This window comes from Nonomuraea sp. NPDC059007 (assembly GCF_042740555.1).
Taxonomy (GTDB): Bacteria; Actinomycetota; Actinomycetes; order Streptosporangiales; family Streptosporangiaceae; genus Nonomuraea.
The window spans coordinates 62197-74911 of record NZ_JBHYJD010000009.1 but is presented as its reverse complement, the minus strand read 5'-3'; the positions used below and the strand labels follow the sequence as shown (position 1 = coordinate 74911).

Sequence of the window (12715 nt, the reverse complement as noted above, 5' to 3'; positions counted from 1 at the left end):
CTCGGCCGGGCGCTCGAAGGCGTGCGCCGAGCGCTAGTCGCCCTTGGTGCCGTCGATCAGTTCGCGGATGATGTCGAGGTGGCCGTTGTGGCGTGCGGTCTCCTCGGTCATGTGGCCGATCACCCAGCGCAGCGTGACGTGCCGGTCGCCGTCGATCGTGCCGTGGGACATGGTGTCCAGGCCGATCCCGGCGATCTTCCGGCGGACCCGCTCGCACTGCTCCTCGTACTCGGCCAGCAGCCTCGCGATCGGCACCCGCAGGGCGACGGTGAACTCGGCGTCCGGGTCGTCCTGGGTGTAGGGGCCGAGGTCGGTGCCGCCGAGGAACATCACCTCGAACCAGTAGTGCTCGTTCCAGCGCAGGTGGTTGACGATTCCGGCGGGCGTCATCAGCGGCGAGGCCGGCAGCGGGGCCTTCGTGGCGGCCTCGTCGTCGAGTCCGGCGCATTTGTGCACGACGGTGGCGCGGGCGTAGTCGTGGAAGGTGTCGAGCGTGGTCCGCTCGTCCCACGTGCCGGGGGTGTCGCTTCGTGTCATCGCTCCAGGATGCCCGAGGTGACAAGGGCGACGATCCGGGTGCCGGGGGCGAAGGCGCCCTGCCGTACCAGATCGAGGACGCCGTAGAGCATTTTGGCGACGTAGATCTTCTCCACGCCGTGGTGGGCGGCGAAGGCGTCGAGTTCGGGGGTGGTCTTGGCGTAGCCGCCGAAGTGGTAGCCGGTCTCCAGGCGCCAGTTGGGCCAGATGCGGCCGTAGGCCTCGTGCTGCAGGCGCTCCACCTCGCCGGCCAGGAAGCCGCCGCCCTTCAGAACCGGGAAGCCGATCGCCCGCCGCCCCTCGGGCAGCCCGGCGGAGATGCCGGCCAGCGTGCCGCCGGTGCCGACCGCGCAGCAGATCACGTCGTACGGCTCGCCGATCTCGCCCGGCAACTCCGCGCAGCCGCGTACCGCCGCCGCGTTGCTGCCGCCCTCGGGCAGGATGGCCACCTCGCCCCACCGCTCCCGCAGCATCTCCTGTACGGCCGGCGTGTGCTTGAGCCGATAGGTGGCCCGGTCGAGATAGCCGAGGCGCATGCCGCACGCGACGGCGTGGGCGAGGCACGGGTTGAGCGGCAGGTGCTCCTCGCCGCGGATGATCCCGATCGTCTCGATGCCGCGCTCGCGCCCCGCGGCGGCGACGGCGCGGATGTGGTTGGAGTAGGCGCCGCCGAAGGTGAGGATGCGCGGGTGGCCGAGGTTGTACTTCAGCTTGCGCGGTTTGTTGTCGTCGGCCTTCAGCATGACCCGTACCGAGCCCAGCGACGGATCTGCCAGCGTCCGCATGGCGCTAGTCTACGGACGGGCCGTTGTTGAGGAGTGTTCGATTATGCGGGTTACTGAAGCTTTCCGTGCGGCGTTCGGCGCCGATCCCCTGACCGTCTGGCACGCGCCCGGCCGGGTCAACCTGATCGGCGAGCACACCGACTACAACGACGGCTTCGTCCTGCCCTTCGCGGTGCCGTGGGGCGTGACGGCCGCGGTCAGCCCGCGCGCGGACGGCGTCGTGCGCCTCCTGTCGCTGCAGGCCGAGGGCGGCCCGGTCACCCGCGAGCGGCTCGACGACACCCGGGGCTGGGAGCGGTACGCCGCCGGGGTGCTGGCCATCCTCGGCGACCGGGTGCGCGGCGCCGACATCGCGGTTGACGGCGACGTGCCGCAGGGCGCGGGGCTCAGCTCCAGCGCGGCGCTGGAGGTCTCGGTCGGCTCCGCGGTCAACGAGGTGTACGACCTGGGCCTGACCCCCATGGAGATCGCCCTGATCGGCCAGAAGGCGGAGAACGACTTCGTCGGCATGCCCTGCGGGATCATGGACCAGGCGGCGTCGGCGCTGTCGAAGGAGGGCCACGCGCTCTTCCTCGACTGCCGCTCGCTGGCCTCCCGCAACGTCCCGCTCGACCTGGCCGCCGACGGCCTGGAGATCCTCATCATCGACACCCGCGCCCACCACGAGCTGGCCGACGGCGAGTACGCCAAGCGCCGCGCGGAGTGCGAGTCGGCCGCGCGCACGCTGGGCGTGCCCGCGCTGCGCGACGTCACCGACCTGGCGGACGCGCTGGGCAGGCTCTCGGGCAACGAACGCAAGCGGACCATGCACGTCGTGACCGAGAACCACCGGGTCGAGGCTCTCATCGGGCTTTTGCGGGCGGGCAAGGCGGCCGAGATCGGCGCGCTGCTCAACGCCTCCCACCTGTCGCTGCGCGACCAGTTCGAGGTGACCGTGCCCGAGCTGGACGTGGCGGCGGAGGCCGCGGTGCGGGGCGGCGCCCGGGGGGCCCGCATGACCGGCGGCGGCTTCGGCGGCTCGGTGATCGCCCTGACCGCCACCGAGCGCGTCGAAGCGGTTCAGCGTACGGTCACCGCCGCGTACGCGGAAAAGGGCTGGCAGGAGCCCCGCTACCTGCGCACCACCCCAGCACAGGGCGCCCGCAAGCTCGCCTGAACATCACTCTATGTAGCCATAAGATCACTGAGTTTTCGATTTTGTGGGACAAATCCCCGCCTGTCGGTTAAGGATGTGAACTGCTGCGGAAACGGGGCGGCGTGGAGAGGGCGCCGCCACGAGGACGTCAGGCCGGCCCGGAACCGGCCAGGCGATCCGTGTTGCGGAATGCGTTGGTTCACTGCGTGCGTACCTGGATCAGGTCCCTGCGTCCCTTCGATGCCGTCTCCATCCACACGATCATCGAGCGAACGGTCGACCTCCGCGAGGCGGAGCGCTTCATCAGGCTTTTCCACGCCGAGAACCCCGGCGCCGGCGACCTGCTGCCCCGCCTGCGCCAGGTGGCCACCGACGTGGCCCGCCACGGCACCTACACCCACACCCCCGAGGAGCTCCAGTTCGGCGCCAGGGTCGCCTGGCGCAACAACGACCGCTGCATCGGCCGCCTCTACTGGCGCTCGCTCAAGGTCCGCGACCGGCGCACGATCTCCAGCGCCGAGGGCGTGGCCCTGGAATGCGTCGAGCACCTGCGCCAGGCGACCGGCGACGGCAGGATCCGGCCCACGATCACGGTGTTCGCCCCCGACGCGCCCGCCCGCCCCGGTCCGCGCATCCTCAACGAGCAGCTCATCCGGTACGCCGGCCACCGCGCCCGCGACGGCTCGGTGATCGGCGACCCGCGTGCCGCCGGGCTGACCGCGCTGGCCCGCGAACTGGGCTGGCGGGGCGGCCTGGGGCGCTTCGACGTGCTGCCGCTGGTCATCCAGCCGGGGTTCGGGGAGCCGCTGTTATGCCATCTGCCCGGGGACGCGGTGCTGGAGGTGCCGATCGAGCATCCGGAGTACCGGTGGTTCGCGGATCTGGGGCTGCGGTGGCACGCCGTACCGGCCATCTCGAACATGTGCCTGGAGATCGGCGGGATCTGCTACCCGTGCGCGCCCTTCAACGGCTGGTACATGGGCGCGGAGATCGGCGCGCGCAACCTCGCCGACGCCGCCCGCTACGACCAGCTTCCCGTGGTGGCCGAGCGCCTCGGTCTCGACACCTCGACCGAGCGCTCACTGTGGCGTGACCACGCGCTGGTGGAGCTGAACGTGGCGGTGCTGCACTCCTTCGACCGGGCGGGGGTGACGATGACCGACCACCACACCGAATCGCGCCGCTTCCTCACCCATCTGGAGCGCGAGGAGAAGGCCGGGCGGGTCTGCCCGGCGGACTGGTCGTGGATCGTCCCGCCGATCTCGGGGGCGGCCACGCCGGTCTTCCACCGCTACTACGACCAGTCCACGCTCACCCCCGCCTACGTCCCGCGCCATTGAGCGGGGTCCTTGCGCGCGCGCCCTAGAACATGATTCGGTTACGGCATGCCGGAACTCGTTCTCTCCTCGCTCGACCGGGGCGTGCTGACGCTGACGTTCAACCGTCCGGAGCGGCTCAACGCCTGGACCGACGCGCTCGGCCGCCGCTACTTCGACCTGCTCGAACAGGCCGAGAAGGACACCGCGGTACGCGCCGTCGTCGTGACCGGAGCGGGCAAGGGCTTCTGCTCCGGCGCCGACTTCCAGACACTCACCGCGCTGCAGACCGGCGACTACGACGAGACTCCGGACCCACGCCCCAACACCTTCCCCACCACGATCCGCAAGCCGGTCATCGCCGCGGTGAACGGCGCCTGCGCCGGGCTCGGCATGGTCCACGCGCTCGTCTGCGACCTGGTCTTCACCGCGGCCGAGGCCAAGTGGACCACCGCCTTCCCCCGGCGCGGCCTGGTCGCCGAGTACGGGCTGTCGTGGATCCTGCCCCGGCTGATGGGCCAGCAGCGGGCGATGGACGTGCTGCTGTCCGGCCGCGTCTTCACCGGCGCAGAGGCGTACGAGATGGGCCTGGTCAACCGCGTCCTGCCCGCCGGCGAACTGCTGGCCGGCGCTCAGGCGTACGCGCGCGAACTGGCCGTGCACAGCTCACCCGCCTCGATGGCCGTCATCAAGCGCCAGGTGTGGAACGACTGGGACGTCACACTGGAGGCCTCCGCCAAGACCGCCGTGCAGGAGATGCTCGCCTCGTTCGGCCGCCCCGACTTCGCCGAGGGCGTGGCCAGCTTCCTCGAACGCCGCGACCCCGACTTCCCGCCCCTCTGACTCCACATCGAGCTGTCATATCCGTTTCGCCATCAATCCATGATCCATATCGCTATTGGACATGCGGCGGCGATCTCTGCTCTGCTCTCCGCTATGCGATTTCCCTTCCGGAGTGCCACGGCGGTGCTCACCGCGGCCGCATTGCTCGCCTCCGCCTCCCCGGTGCACGCGCGCACCGCCCAGACCGAGCTGGAGCGCAAACTGCGGGAGCTCGAGAAGTCCTACGACGGGCGCATCGGCGCCGCGGCCATCGACCTGGCCACCGGCAAGACCATCGGATATCGGGCGAACGAGCGGTTCCCCTTCAATTCCATGTTCAAGGCGTACGCGTGCGCCGCCGTCCTGCGAAAGGCCCGCGACACCGACCCCGGCCTCCTGGACCGCGTCCAGCGCTGGAAGCCGGAAGAGGTGCTGGAGAACTCCCCGGAAACCCGCGAATACACCGACACCGGCATGACCCCGGCCCAGTTCTGCCGCGCCGCCGTCACCAAGAGCGACGGCTTCGCGGGGAACATGCTGCTGAAGCAGATCGGCGGCCCGGCCGGCCTGACCGCGTACTTCCGCTCCCTGGGAGACCGCGCCAGCCGCCTGGACCGCTTCGAGCCCCACCTCACCGAATGGAAGCCCGGCGAGGTACGCGACACCAGCACCCCGGCGGCAGCCGCCGCCAGCCTGTCCAAAATCACCGCGGGCAAAGCCCTCCACCCCGGTGACAGAGACCGGCTGATCGGCTGGCTACGCGCCTCCGTCACCGGCGCCGAGCGCATCCGTGCCGGACTCCCCAAGGACTGGACGGTAGGCGACAAGACGGGTACGGGCGGCGCGAGCAACTACGGCACCGCGAACGACATCGCGATCGCCTGGCCACCCAGGTCAAAGGCGCCGATCATCATCTCGATCTTCACCAACCGCAACACCAACGGCGTCTCCCCCGACCAGAAGGTCATCGCCACCACCGCCACCGAACTGGCCAAGGCCCTCGGCCACCTCTAGAAGCTGGGCTCCACGTGTGGCCGGACTTCCCAGGCCGGCTGCTGAAGCTGATCGTTGTACACGATGACGTCGGCATGGTCGGTCGGGCGGGCTGTGGCGAAGTAGAGCTGCTGGGCGGGGATGTAGCGGTGGCGCCAGGACCGTTCGATTTCGGCGGTGGATCCGGCCAGCGCTGCGCCTCGGTCCCGGGCGCGGTCCACCGTCCGCTCGAAAGGGACGGACACGAAGATACGCAGGTCCCACCGGTCAATGAGTTCTGGGCGTAGGAGGAAGACGCCGTCGAAGAGCAGTACGGCGTCCGCGGAGGCGGCCATGGCCGGCGGGGACGATGGCGTGTCGGTGCCCGCGTCGTAGACCGCGTGCCGGAACCTCCGGTCTCCGCCGGGACCCAGCGGATCGAGCAGAACCCGGCACAACGCGGCATGGTCGTGGGCGTCGAAGTAGCAGCCCTCGGCCGAGTACCGGCCGCGACGGTAGCGCTGCGCGCGGGGGACGAGGAAGTCGTCGATGGTCGCCCGGATGACGTCGCGGTCCCGCGCACGCAGGACGACGGCGAGCTCGTCGGCCAGCGTGGTCTTGCCGGCGGCGGGCGGCCCGTCGATGGCGACCCGCAGCGGGTGCGCGGTCGTGACGGCCGCGATCGCCTCGGCCAGCCGGCTGATGAGCTCGCCGCGGGTGCCTTGGTCCATTGCCGCCTCCCTCACGGTGCCTCTGTCCAGCACTGCTTCCCTGCGGGACGCGGATCGGAACCGGACGTGCGTGACTGATCCGATCACCCGTCCAGGCTTTCTTTCCTGGTCTATGGCGTGCGCACAGCCGGGGTAGGCGCGGAAGGACAGTGCCGAACAGATCGTTCCTGCCCACGATTCAGGCGATCGCGATGCACCAGGATAAAGAGCATGAGCGAGCCTACTGGCAAGTATTCGATCACGATGCCGCGTGACATCGCCGAGGCCGCCCGGTCCCGGAGCGGCCCTTCCGGGCTGTCCGCCTACGTCGCCGCCGCCGTGGCCCGCCAGATCGAGCGCGACAACCTCAACGAACTCATCCAGGTCGCGGAGGCCGAGCATGGCCCCATCACCGACGACGAGGTCCAAGCGTTGCGCGACCAGCTTCACCAGGCCCGGCGGGGACGGGCCGCTGGTGGGTCAGCCGCGTGACCCGTTCCCCCGCGGTTCCCAGCGGCACTCTTGTCCTCGACAGCGAGGGGCTGGCCAAGGCGGTTCTGCGTGATCGAACGGTCACTACCTGGCTCGCTCTCGCTCGTGCCGACGACCTCCGCGTCATCACCTCCGCCGCCGCTCTCGTCGAGGTGGTCCACCCCCGCGCCAATCGGCCCGCCCAGGAGTGGACGCTGTCCCGTCTCGTCGTCGAGCCGATCACGGAGACCGTCGCCCGCCACGCCGCCACGCTCCTGTCCGACGCCGGCCTGCATGGGCACAAGCACGCCATCAACGCCATGCTCAGCGCCACCGCGCTCGCCGCTCCAGGACCCGTCACGGTCCTCACGTCCGACCCTGAGGACCTTGCCGCGCTGTGCGGCGTACGCGTCACCGTCATCAAAGTCTGAGCCGTGCCCCGTGCCCGCTGGCTTCGACAGAGTGGCGATCCGGCTCAACGGCTTGCGAGGCCGCCTCTACGGTAGGACTCACCGTCGTTGGGGTCATCGAGTTCCGGTAGAGGCGGGAAGCCGTCGGTGTAGGCAACACCGAAGGCGACCCTCGTCCCTGGGGGATACTGCCCAAGCTGTGCGATCAGATCCGCATCCTGTTCGGGATCAAGATCCTCGCGTTGCCCGATCTCGAACGCGTTCATCGCGGGCGCGAAGCGTCGCCGAAACCACTCCCTCGCGTAGGCGTGGGCCTCAGATTCAGACTCGCCCAGGTTGGGCGGGATGAACAGGAGCTCACCTGAATCCCGAACCAGTCGAGCAGTTGGGGGAAGCCAGCCTTCACCGCTTTCAAGGTCTCTCAGTGCCATGGAACCTCCGGTTCGGAGTCTGCCTCGCGCCGGGCCCTTGTGTGCGCCTGCGCTGAGCTTCGCTGCGGTCGTGATGGAGTGCAAGCGCCACTTTGCGCACCCTGATGTCATTCACATCGCCACTCGGTCGCTGTTCTCAAAGGTTTCGTTGACCTGGGGCTGAGCGCTGATCTCGGCCTTGAGCTCACCTGATTCCTTTTGCGTTGACCGGGTTCGACGGACGCTCAAAACTAATCCTTGAGTGTTCGCCGGCAGCCAATCGGCCAAGGGGTTGACATGTCTTCGAAGCTGGTCCGGTTCTCGCCCGCGCTGAAAAGTGTGCTCGCCGTCGTGGTGCTCGTGGTCGTGGTGCTCGCTCTGTCGTGGGGGGCCGGCCAAGGCACTCCGGCCAGCCAGGCAGTGGTTCATTCAATGAGCTGGCTCCTGTGGCGAGTTACCGCGTCGGCCAGCGTGTTGCTCTTTCTCATCGTGCTGCTTCGGGGGATCGCCGAACTGCGGCACGAGTGGAACGCGGGTGATACTGCGCAGCATGCTCAGATAGTTGTTTACGTTCTGCTAGCAGTGGTGTTCGTGACCATCGGGGTCGGGGCTGTGACGCAGGCATCCGGCACAGCGTTCAGCCATATGCCACGGTTGCCTGTCACGCGCCTCGATGTCCGCGCCGGGGTTCTGGTCATTGTCGGCGCCGTCGCCGCGATACCTTGGCTGGCGATGGTTTGGCTGATCCACTCCGCCAGCCGCGATGTGCGAGCGGAGATCGAGGCGACGGCCGCAGCAGCAGTGACGCCGGAAACCAGCGGCGAATCGCCACTCTTACCTGCTTTTCGCCGTTTAGCCGTGCTGTGGGAAGCGATAGTACGGTGCGCACTACGAGAGGCGCCAATGCGGTCAGCATGGTATCAAGCGCCCTGGCGGCATTCATCCCCGAACTGGCGATGTAATCGGCTCGAACCAGGATCCCACCGTTTTGATCGGTCCCGGCTAGCGACCTATTTACCACAACTCCCCAACGCCCCTATCGCCGAAGATCAAGAAGTCGCCGTGCCCTCGCTCTGCCGGTGCTCGTGGTCGAGGACCTCGAGAAGCACCGAGCCCGTCAGACCGCTCGGCGACTCGCCGCCGGTGAACTGTGGCAGGAACACGGACTGGTCTTCACCCGCGATGATGGAACGTTGCTCGATGCCCTGCGGGGCCTACGGGTGACCACCAAGAAGGCGGGCATGGCGCCCAGATCATCTTCGGCAACGACGAGCAAACGGGGTAGTGGCCCCCGGAACGGCTCAGGCCCCCTACCTGTTGTCTGGGTAGAGGGCCTGAGCTGTGCCTCGGTGGGCACTGTCCTGCTCCCGCGATAGGACTCGAACCTATAACCTGCCGGTTAACAGCCGGCTGCTCTGCCGGTTGAGCTACACGGGATCGAACTTCGCGCTGATCGGCGGGGCTTTGGGCCTCTCGTTCGGCGCATGAATAGATTAGCGCACTCCGGGAGTGCGTGTCGCATCGATAGTGGGGTAGGCCGGGAGACAGCGGAGGTGCAAGATGCGTTATCGGATGACATTCGCGATTGGCCTGGCTGTGGGCTATGTGCTGGGCAGCCGCGCCGGTCGTGAGCGTTACGAGCAGATCAAGCGGGCCGCCCAGCGGGTGGCCGACAGTCCCACGGTGCAGGAGGCCGCGGGGCTGCTCGGAGCACAGGTCTCCAAGGCGGCTTCGAAGACGAAGGCCAAGGTCGGCGACCGGGTTCCGTTCCTGTCGCGGTTCAACCACCATGACACGGGCACCGGCTGGCCGGACGAGGAACGCAAGCCCGAGGAGACCGGCGTTCCCTACTGAGAGACGATGCGGGCCAGCGCCCTCAGGCCGGCGACCACGTCGGCCCCGGCCGGGCTCTGGCCCGGATTGGTGAGCCACTGTGTCACCAGTCCGGTGAGCAGGGCCATCTGAACCGCGCCGAGTGTACGCGCCTCGGCGTCACCGGCGGCGCCCTCTTCGACGCCGACCAGGATGGCGGCCAGCCCCTGCCGCCCTTGAGCCTGCCCGCCGGCCAGGTAGCGGCGTAGCTCGTCGGAGTGCTCGGCCTGGACGAGCGCCTCGATGGAGGCCAGCCACAACGTCCGGTGCGCGGAGAAGGATTCGATCACCCGGTCCCACATGGCCTCGTAACGCTGGGCGGGCGTGGCGTCTCCGGCTCCGTAGGCGGCAAGCGTGCGGCCCGTTTCCGTACCCCAGTCGTCGAGTGCCTCGATGAGCGCGGCGGTGAGCAGCGCCTCGCGGGAGCCGAAGTGGTAGCCGATGGCGGCCGTGCTGACGCCCGCGGCCGCGGCGATGTCGCGGACGGTGGTGCGCGCCCACCCCCTCTCCTCCAGGCATCGGCGGGCCCCGGCGAGAAGGTCTTCGCGATTTCCCATGCCGCGATCGTAGCGGAACATTCGTCTTAGACGATCGTCTTGCGCGTTTGCGCAAACGGAGGCTACGGTTCTGCCACCATCACCGCGAAAGGGGTCACCTCATGGAGAACCGCGCCGAACTGACCATCGACGGCCGCCGCCTGTCCTACCTCGACTTCGGCGGCCCCGGCCGCCCGCTGGTCGCGCTGCACGGACACCTGTCCGAGGGCGCCACGTTCGCCCGCCTGGCCGCCGACCTGGGCCCCGGCCGGCGGCTGATCGCCCCCGACCAGCGCGGACAGGGCGAGTCCGACCGTGCCGCGGACTATTCGCGCGAGGGCTACCTGGCCGACCTGGAAGCCCTGCTTGACCACCTGAACCTGGACCGCGTCGCGCTCCTGGGGCACTCACTGGGCGCCATCAACGCCTACCAGTTCGCCGCCCGCCACCCCGGCCGCGTCAGCGCGCTCGTCAACGCAGAGGGACCGGCGGAACTGGGGCTGGACGGCAAGAACCCCTTCGGCTTCCTGCTGAGCCTGCCCCACTCGGCGCCGACCCGCGACGCGCTGATCACGGGCCTGGGCCAGGCCGCGCCCTTCTTCGCCGACCGGCTGAGGGAGAACCCCGACGGCACCTGGCGCCTGCCGTTCCACCCGAAGGAGATGTACGAGTCGGAGGAGCACGTGCACGGCGACCACTGGGCCGACTGGACGAAGAGCGGCTGCCCCGCCCTGCTCGTCCACGCGACCAGGGGCGTCATCCCCGCCGAGCAGGTGCGCGCCATGGTCGATCGCCGCCCCGGCACCACCGCGGCCCAGGTGGACGCCGACCACCTCGTCTACACCTCGGCCCCGGAGGCGTTCGCCGCCGCCGTCCGGGACTTCCTGGCGACGGTCTAGACGCCCATGCTCCGCCGTACACCCTCAAGGGCTTGTTCGGCCTGGGCGCGCACGCCCGGGTCGTCGGGGTCGATGCCCTCGTCGAACACGAGCGTCCATTCCTTCACGTCGCCGCCCGGCGGGCGGCGGGCGACCAGGCGCACTCCGCCCCGCCCCGGCAGCCGCACGTGCTTGTTGACCACGATCGTGGCGTTCACCCGCTCGCGTACCGTCTCGGGCAGGCGGCGCGGCTCGCGCACCGGCGCCTGGTGACGCTCGCCGGTGGTGGTCGCGACGTTCAGCACGCCGTCCTCGCTCCACGCCGCGCGGTCGATCGTCTCGTACGGCACCCGCCCCCCGTCAGGCAGGAACAACGCCCGATCGGTGGCCACCACGTACCCGTCGCCCGAGGGCGCGAAGGCGAGCACGCGCTCCCCCGGCTCGGTGGCCAGGGATTTGCGGACGTCGGCGGGCAGGCGGCTCAGGAAGCTCATTCCTCCACGCTATCGGCCAGCAGGTCGAGGGTGAGCGCCGCACTCCAGGAGAAGTCCCTGCACCCGCGCCCGCTGCCGTCGAACGGGTCGAAGCACTCGCGGAACCCGGCCTGCCTGACCAGACGCAGGGTGCCGGTGGTGAGCTGGCGGGAGAGCTGGCCGAGTGAGTGGACGGCGGCGGCACGGCGCAGCAGCCAGTTGGTGTTGACCCAGGACGGGCCGCGCCAGTAGCGGGTGCGGTCGAACTGGGCGGCCCTGATCTCGCAGCTCGGAACGGGATAGCCGGTGGCGCCCATGAACCTGGCCGACTCCAGCACGTCGATCAGGACGCGCACGTGGTCGGCGGGCAGGCCGGGGTCGAGCAGGGGGCCGAACGCGCCGATGGTGCTGACCCGGATGAGGCGGTCGGTACGCAGGTCGCGGGCGTAGAAGCAGCCGTCCCAGAGCCGGTCGAGCAGCGCCTGCCTGATGCGTTCCGCCTGCTCGCGGTGGGGTGCGGGGTCGGCTCCCGCGACCCGGGCGAGTTCGGCGAGGGCTTGGCAGGAGGCGAGCCAGATGCCGTTGAAGAACGGGTCCTCGACGGCGAAGGGGTGCTCGTCGCGCAGGTACTCGGGGCGGTATCCGGCGTTGCGGTAGCGCAGGGCGAGCCAGACGTAGCGGTCGTGGTCGCTGTCGGGGTGGCGTTCGTCGAGTTCGACGTTGCGGTAGCCGTACCGGATCTCGGGGAGGGCGGCGAGCGGCTCGTCCCAGGACGGGCTGTCGTCCATGCCGGACTCCCACGGATGGATGATCGCGGCGAGTCCCGAGCCGCCCAGGTCGCGGGCGGCGGCGAGGTAGGCGTGCTGGGCGGCGAGCTTCGGATACAGGTGGCGCGCGAAGGCGGCGTCACCTCCGTGCCGCCAGATCCACCAGGTGGCGAGCGCGTGCAGCGGCGGCGCGGTGAGGCCGGAGGTGAGGACGCCGCCGGGCGCCGCGGCGTGGTCCTGGGAGCGCCAGACGGACGGGCCGGGGAAGTACGCCTCGGGGGTGTGGAAGACGATGTGCGGCACCATGCCGGTGGACCACTGCCCGGCGAGCAGCCCGGCGAGCTCGGCGTGGGCGCGCTGGGGGCGGTGGCGGGCGAGGCCGATGGCGACGAAGCCGGAGTCCCAGCTCCACTGGTGGGGGTAGAGGCCGGGCGCGGGCACGGTAGCGGTCCCCGTCCAGTTCGCCTCGAGCACGGCCATGGCCTCGCGCCCGAGCGCGGCGTCATCGACCGCGGGCCGCGCTTCCATCAACCCACTATGCGCGCCCCACGTCAAAACCCAAACCCCCAAAAACCTGAGGATCTCGTACGGCTTTCGCCATCCCCCCGCCCCGCCGCCCCC

The 12715-nt window shown here is 69.7% G+C and carries 16 protein-coding genes and 1 tRNA gene; 9 read left to right on the top strand and 8 right to left on the bottom strand.

Annotation, left to right across the window (positions count from 1 at the left end):
- Positions 1-33 precede the first annotated feature (33 nt).
- Both ACFWY5_RS16780 and ACFWY5_RS16775 read right to left on the bottom strand, forming a co-directional pair.
- Positions 34-537, bottom strand: a complete 504-nt coding sequence (locus ACFWY5_RS16780) for a DinB family protein (RefSeq protein ID WP_379619588.1) — start codon at positions 535-537, stop codon at positions 34-36.
- Complete coding sequence (locus tag ACFWY5_RS16775) at positions 534-1322, bottom strand: 1-aminocyclopropane-1-carboxylate deaminase/D-cysteine desulfhydrase (RefSeq protein ID WP_379632750.1); 789 nt, start codon at positions 1320-1322, stop codon at positions 534-536. Before ACFWY5_RS16775 ends, ACFWY5_RS16780 begins: the two co-directional genes overlap by 4 nt.
- A gap of 43 nt (positions 1323-1365) precedes the next feature.
- Between ACFWY5_RS16775 and galK the strand changes: the two genes are divergently transcribed.
- The 4 genes from galK (at position 1366) to bla (ending at position 5609) form a co-directional block, all read left to right on the top strand.
- The gene (gene galK, locus ACFWY5_RS16770; RefSeq protein WP_379632749.1) at positions 1366-2478 is read left to right on the top strand and encodes a galactokinase; all 1113 of its coding nucleotides are present in this window, start codon (positions 1366-1368) and stop codon (positions 2476-2478) included.
- A gap of 185 nt (positions 2479-2663) precedes the next feature.
- A complete protein-coding gene (locus ACFWY5_RS16765) occupies positions 2664-3797 on the top strand; it encodes a nitric oxide synthase oxygenase (RefSeq protein WP_379619594.1) in 1134 nt (377 codons plus the stop codon).
- Positions 3798-3842: 45 nt separating this feature from the next.
- Positions 3843-4616, top strand: a complete 774-nt coding sequence (locus ACFWY5_RS16760) for an enoyl-CoA hydratase-related protein (RefSeq protein WP_379632747.1) — start codon at positions 3843-3845, stop codon at positions 4614-4616.
- 93 nt (positions 4617-4709) lie between these two features.
- A complete protein-coding gene (gene bla, locus ACFWY5_RS16755) occupies positions 4710-5609 on the top strand; it encodes a class A beta-lactamase (protein WP_379632745.1) in 900 nt (299 codons plus the stop codon).
- Here the strand turns inward: bla and ACFWY5_RS16750 are convergent.
- Complete coding sequence (locus ACFWY5_RS16750; RefSeq protein WP_379632744.1) at positions 5606-6298, bottom strand: cytidylate kinase family protein; 693 nt, start codon at positions 6296-6298, stop codon at positions 5606-5608. The two genes, bla and ACFWY5_RS16750, sit on opposite strands and share 4 nt — an antisense overlap.
- A gap of 210 nt (positions 6299-6508) precedes the next feature.
- On the opposite strand from ACFWY5_RS16750, the gene ACFWY5_RS16745 reads away from it, so the two are divergent.
- Complete coding sequence (locus tag ACFWY5_RS16745) at positions 6509-6769, top strand: CopG family transcriptional regulator (protein ID WP_379619602.1); 261 nt, start codon at positions 6509-6511, stop codon at positions 6767-6769.
- Complete coding sequence (locus ACFWY5_RS16740; RefSeq protein WP_379632742.1) at positions 6766-7179, top strand: DNA-binding protein; 414 nt, start codon at positions 6766-6768, stop codon at positions 7177-7179. The genes ACFWY5_RS16745 and ACFWY5_RS16740 overlap by 4 nt, the downstream gene beginning before the upstream one ends.
- A gap of 44 nt (positions 7180-7223) precedes the next feature.
- On the opposite strand, the gene ACFWY5_RS16735 is transcribed toward ACFWY5_RS16740, so the two are convergent.
- Entirely contained in the window at positions 7224-7589 is a 366-nt protein-coding gene (locus ACFWY5_RS16735; protein ID WP_379632740.1) for a hypothetical protein, read from the bottom strand.
- A 276-nt stretch (positions 7590-7865) separates the two neighbouring features.
- On the opposite strand from ACFWY5_RS16735, the gene ACFWY5_RS16730 reads away from it, so the two are divergent.
- Complete coding sequence (locus tag ACFWY5_RS16730) at positions 7866-8792, top strand: hypothetical protein (RefSeq protein WP_379632738.1); 927 nt, start codon at positions 7866-7868, stop codon at positions 8790-8792.
- A 140-nt stretch (positions 8793-8932) separates the two neighbouring features.
- On the opposite strand, the gene ACFWY5_RS16725 is transcribed toward ACFWY5_RS16730, so the two are convergent.
- A tRNA-Asn gene (locus ACFWY5_RS16725) sits at positions 8933-9005 on the bottom strand.
- Between the two features lie 123 nt (positions 9006-9128).
- Here ACFWY5_RS16725 and ACFWY5_RS16720 point away from each other — a divergent pair.
- On the top strand, positions 9129-9422 hold the full coding sequence (locus tag ACFWY5_RS16720; protein WP_379619610.1) for a YtxH domain-containing protein: 294 nt from the start codon (positions 9129-9131) through the stop codon (positions 9420-9422).
- Here the strand turns inward: ACFWY5_RS16720 and ACFWY5_RS16715 are convergent.
- The gene (locus ACFWY5_RS16715) at positions 9416-9997 is read right to left on the bottom strand and encodes a TetR/AcrR family transcriptional regulator (RefSeq protein ID WP_379632736.1); all 582 of its coding nucleotides are present in this window, start codon (positions 9995-9997) and stop codon (positions 9416-9418) included. The two genes, ACFWY5_RS16720 and ACFWY5_RS16715, sit on opposite strands and share 7 nt — an antisense overlap.
- Before the next feature lie 101 nt (positions 9998-10098).
- On the opposite strand from ACFWY5_RS16715, the gene ACFWY5_RS16710 reads away from it, so the two are divergent.
- Positions 10099-10875: an alpha/beta fold hydrolase gene (locus tag ACFWY5_RS16710; RefSeq protein ID WP_379632734.1), complete on the top strand. Its 777-nt coding sequence runs from the start codon at positions 10099-10101 to the stop codon at positions 10873-10875.
- Here the strand turns inward: ACFWY5_RS16710 and ACFWY5_RS16705 are convergent.
- Together ACFWY5_RS16705 and ACFWY5_RS16700 are read right to left on the bottom strand one after the other, a co-directional pair.
- Positions 10872-11348, bottom strand: coding sequence for a hypothetical protein (locus tag ACFWY5_RS16705; protein ID WP_379632732.1), 477 nt, complete (start codon positions 11346-11348; stop codon positions 10872-10874). The genes ACFWY5_RS16710 and ACFWY5_RS16705 overlap by 4 nt on opposite strands.
- On the bottom strand, positions 11345-12622 hold the full coding sequence (locus tag ACFWY5_RS16700; protein ID WP_379619618.1) for an amylo-alpha-1,6-glucosidase: 1278 nt from the start codon (positions 12620-12622) through the stop codon (positions 11345-11347). The genes ACFWY5_RS16705 and ACFWY5_RS16700 overlap by 4 nt, the downstream gene beginning before the upstream one ends.
- Between the last annotated feature and the right edge of the window lie 93 nt (positions 12623-12715).

What these genes read in the sequence shown, in the direction of transcription:
- ACFWY5_RS16780 (WP_379619588.1), bottom strand. Translation starts at nt 537, where the DNA reads ATGACACGAAGCGACACCCCCGGCACGTGGGACGAGCGGACCACGCTC.
- ACFWY5_RS16775 (WP_379632750.1), bottom strand. Translation starts at nt 1,322, where the DNA reads ATGCGGACGCTGGCAGATCCGTCGCTGGGCTCGGTACGGGTCATGCTG.
- galK (WP_379632749.1), top strand. Translation starts at nt 1,366, where the DNA reads ATGCGGGTTACTGAAGCTTTCCGTGCGGCGTTCGGCGCCGATCCCCTG.
- ACFWY5_RS16760 (WP_379632747.1), top strand. Translation starts at nt 3,843, where the DNA reads ATGCCGGAACTCGTTCTCTCCTCGCTCGACCGGGGCGTGCTGACGCTG.
- bla (WP_379632745.1), top strand. Translation starts at nt 4,710, where the DNA reads ATGCGATTTCCCTTCCGGAGTGCCACGGCGGTGCTCACCGCGGCCGCA.
- ACFWY5_RS16750 (WP_379632744.1), bottom strand. Translation starts at nt 6,298, where the DNA reads ATGGACCAAGGCACCCGCGGCGAGCTCATCAGCCGGCTGGCCGAGGCG.
- ACFWY5_RS16745 (WP_379619602.1), top strand. Translation starts at nt 6,509, where the DNA reads ATGAGCGAGCCTACTGGCAAGTATTCGATCACGATGCCGCGTGACATC.
- ACFWY5_RS16735 (WP_379632740.1), bottom strand. Translation starts at nt 7,589, where the DNA reads ATGGCACTGAGAGACCTTGAAAGCGGTGAAGGCTGGCTTCCCCCAACT.
- ACFWY5_RS16730 (WP_379632738.1), top strand. Translation starts at nt 7,866, where the DNA reads ATGTCTTCGAAGCTGGTCCGGTTCTCGCCCGCGCTGAAAAGTGTGCTC.
- ACFWY5_RS16720 (WP_379619610.1), top strand. Translation starts at nt 9,129, where the DNA reads ATGCGTTATCGGATGACATTCGCGATTGGCCTGGCTGTGGGCTATGTG.
- ACFWY5_RS16715 (WP_379632736.1), bottom strand. Translation starts at nt 9,997, where the DNA reads ATGGGAAATCGCGAAGACCTTCTCGCCGGGGCCCGCCGATGCCTGGAG.
- ACFWY5_RS16710 (WP_379632734.1), top strand. Translation starts at nt 10,099, where the DNA reads ATGGAGAACCGCGCCGAACTGACCATCGACGGCCGCCGCCTGTCCTAC.
- ACFWY5_RS16705 (WP_379632732.1), bottom strand. Translation starts at nt 11,348, where the DNA reads ATGAGCTTCCTGAGCCGCCTGCCCGCCGACGTCCGCAAATCCCTGGCC.
- ACFWY5_RS16700 (WP_379619618.1), bottom strand. Translation starts at nt 12,622, where the DNA reads ATGGAAGCGCGGCCCGCGGTCGATGACGCCGCGCTCGGGCGCGAGGCC.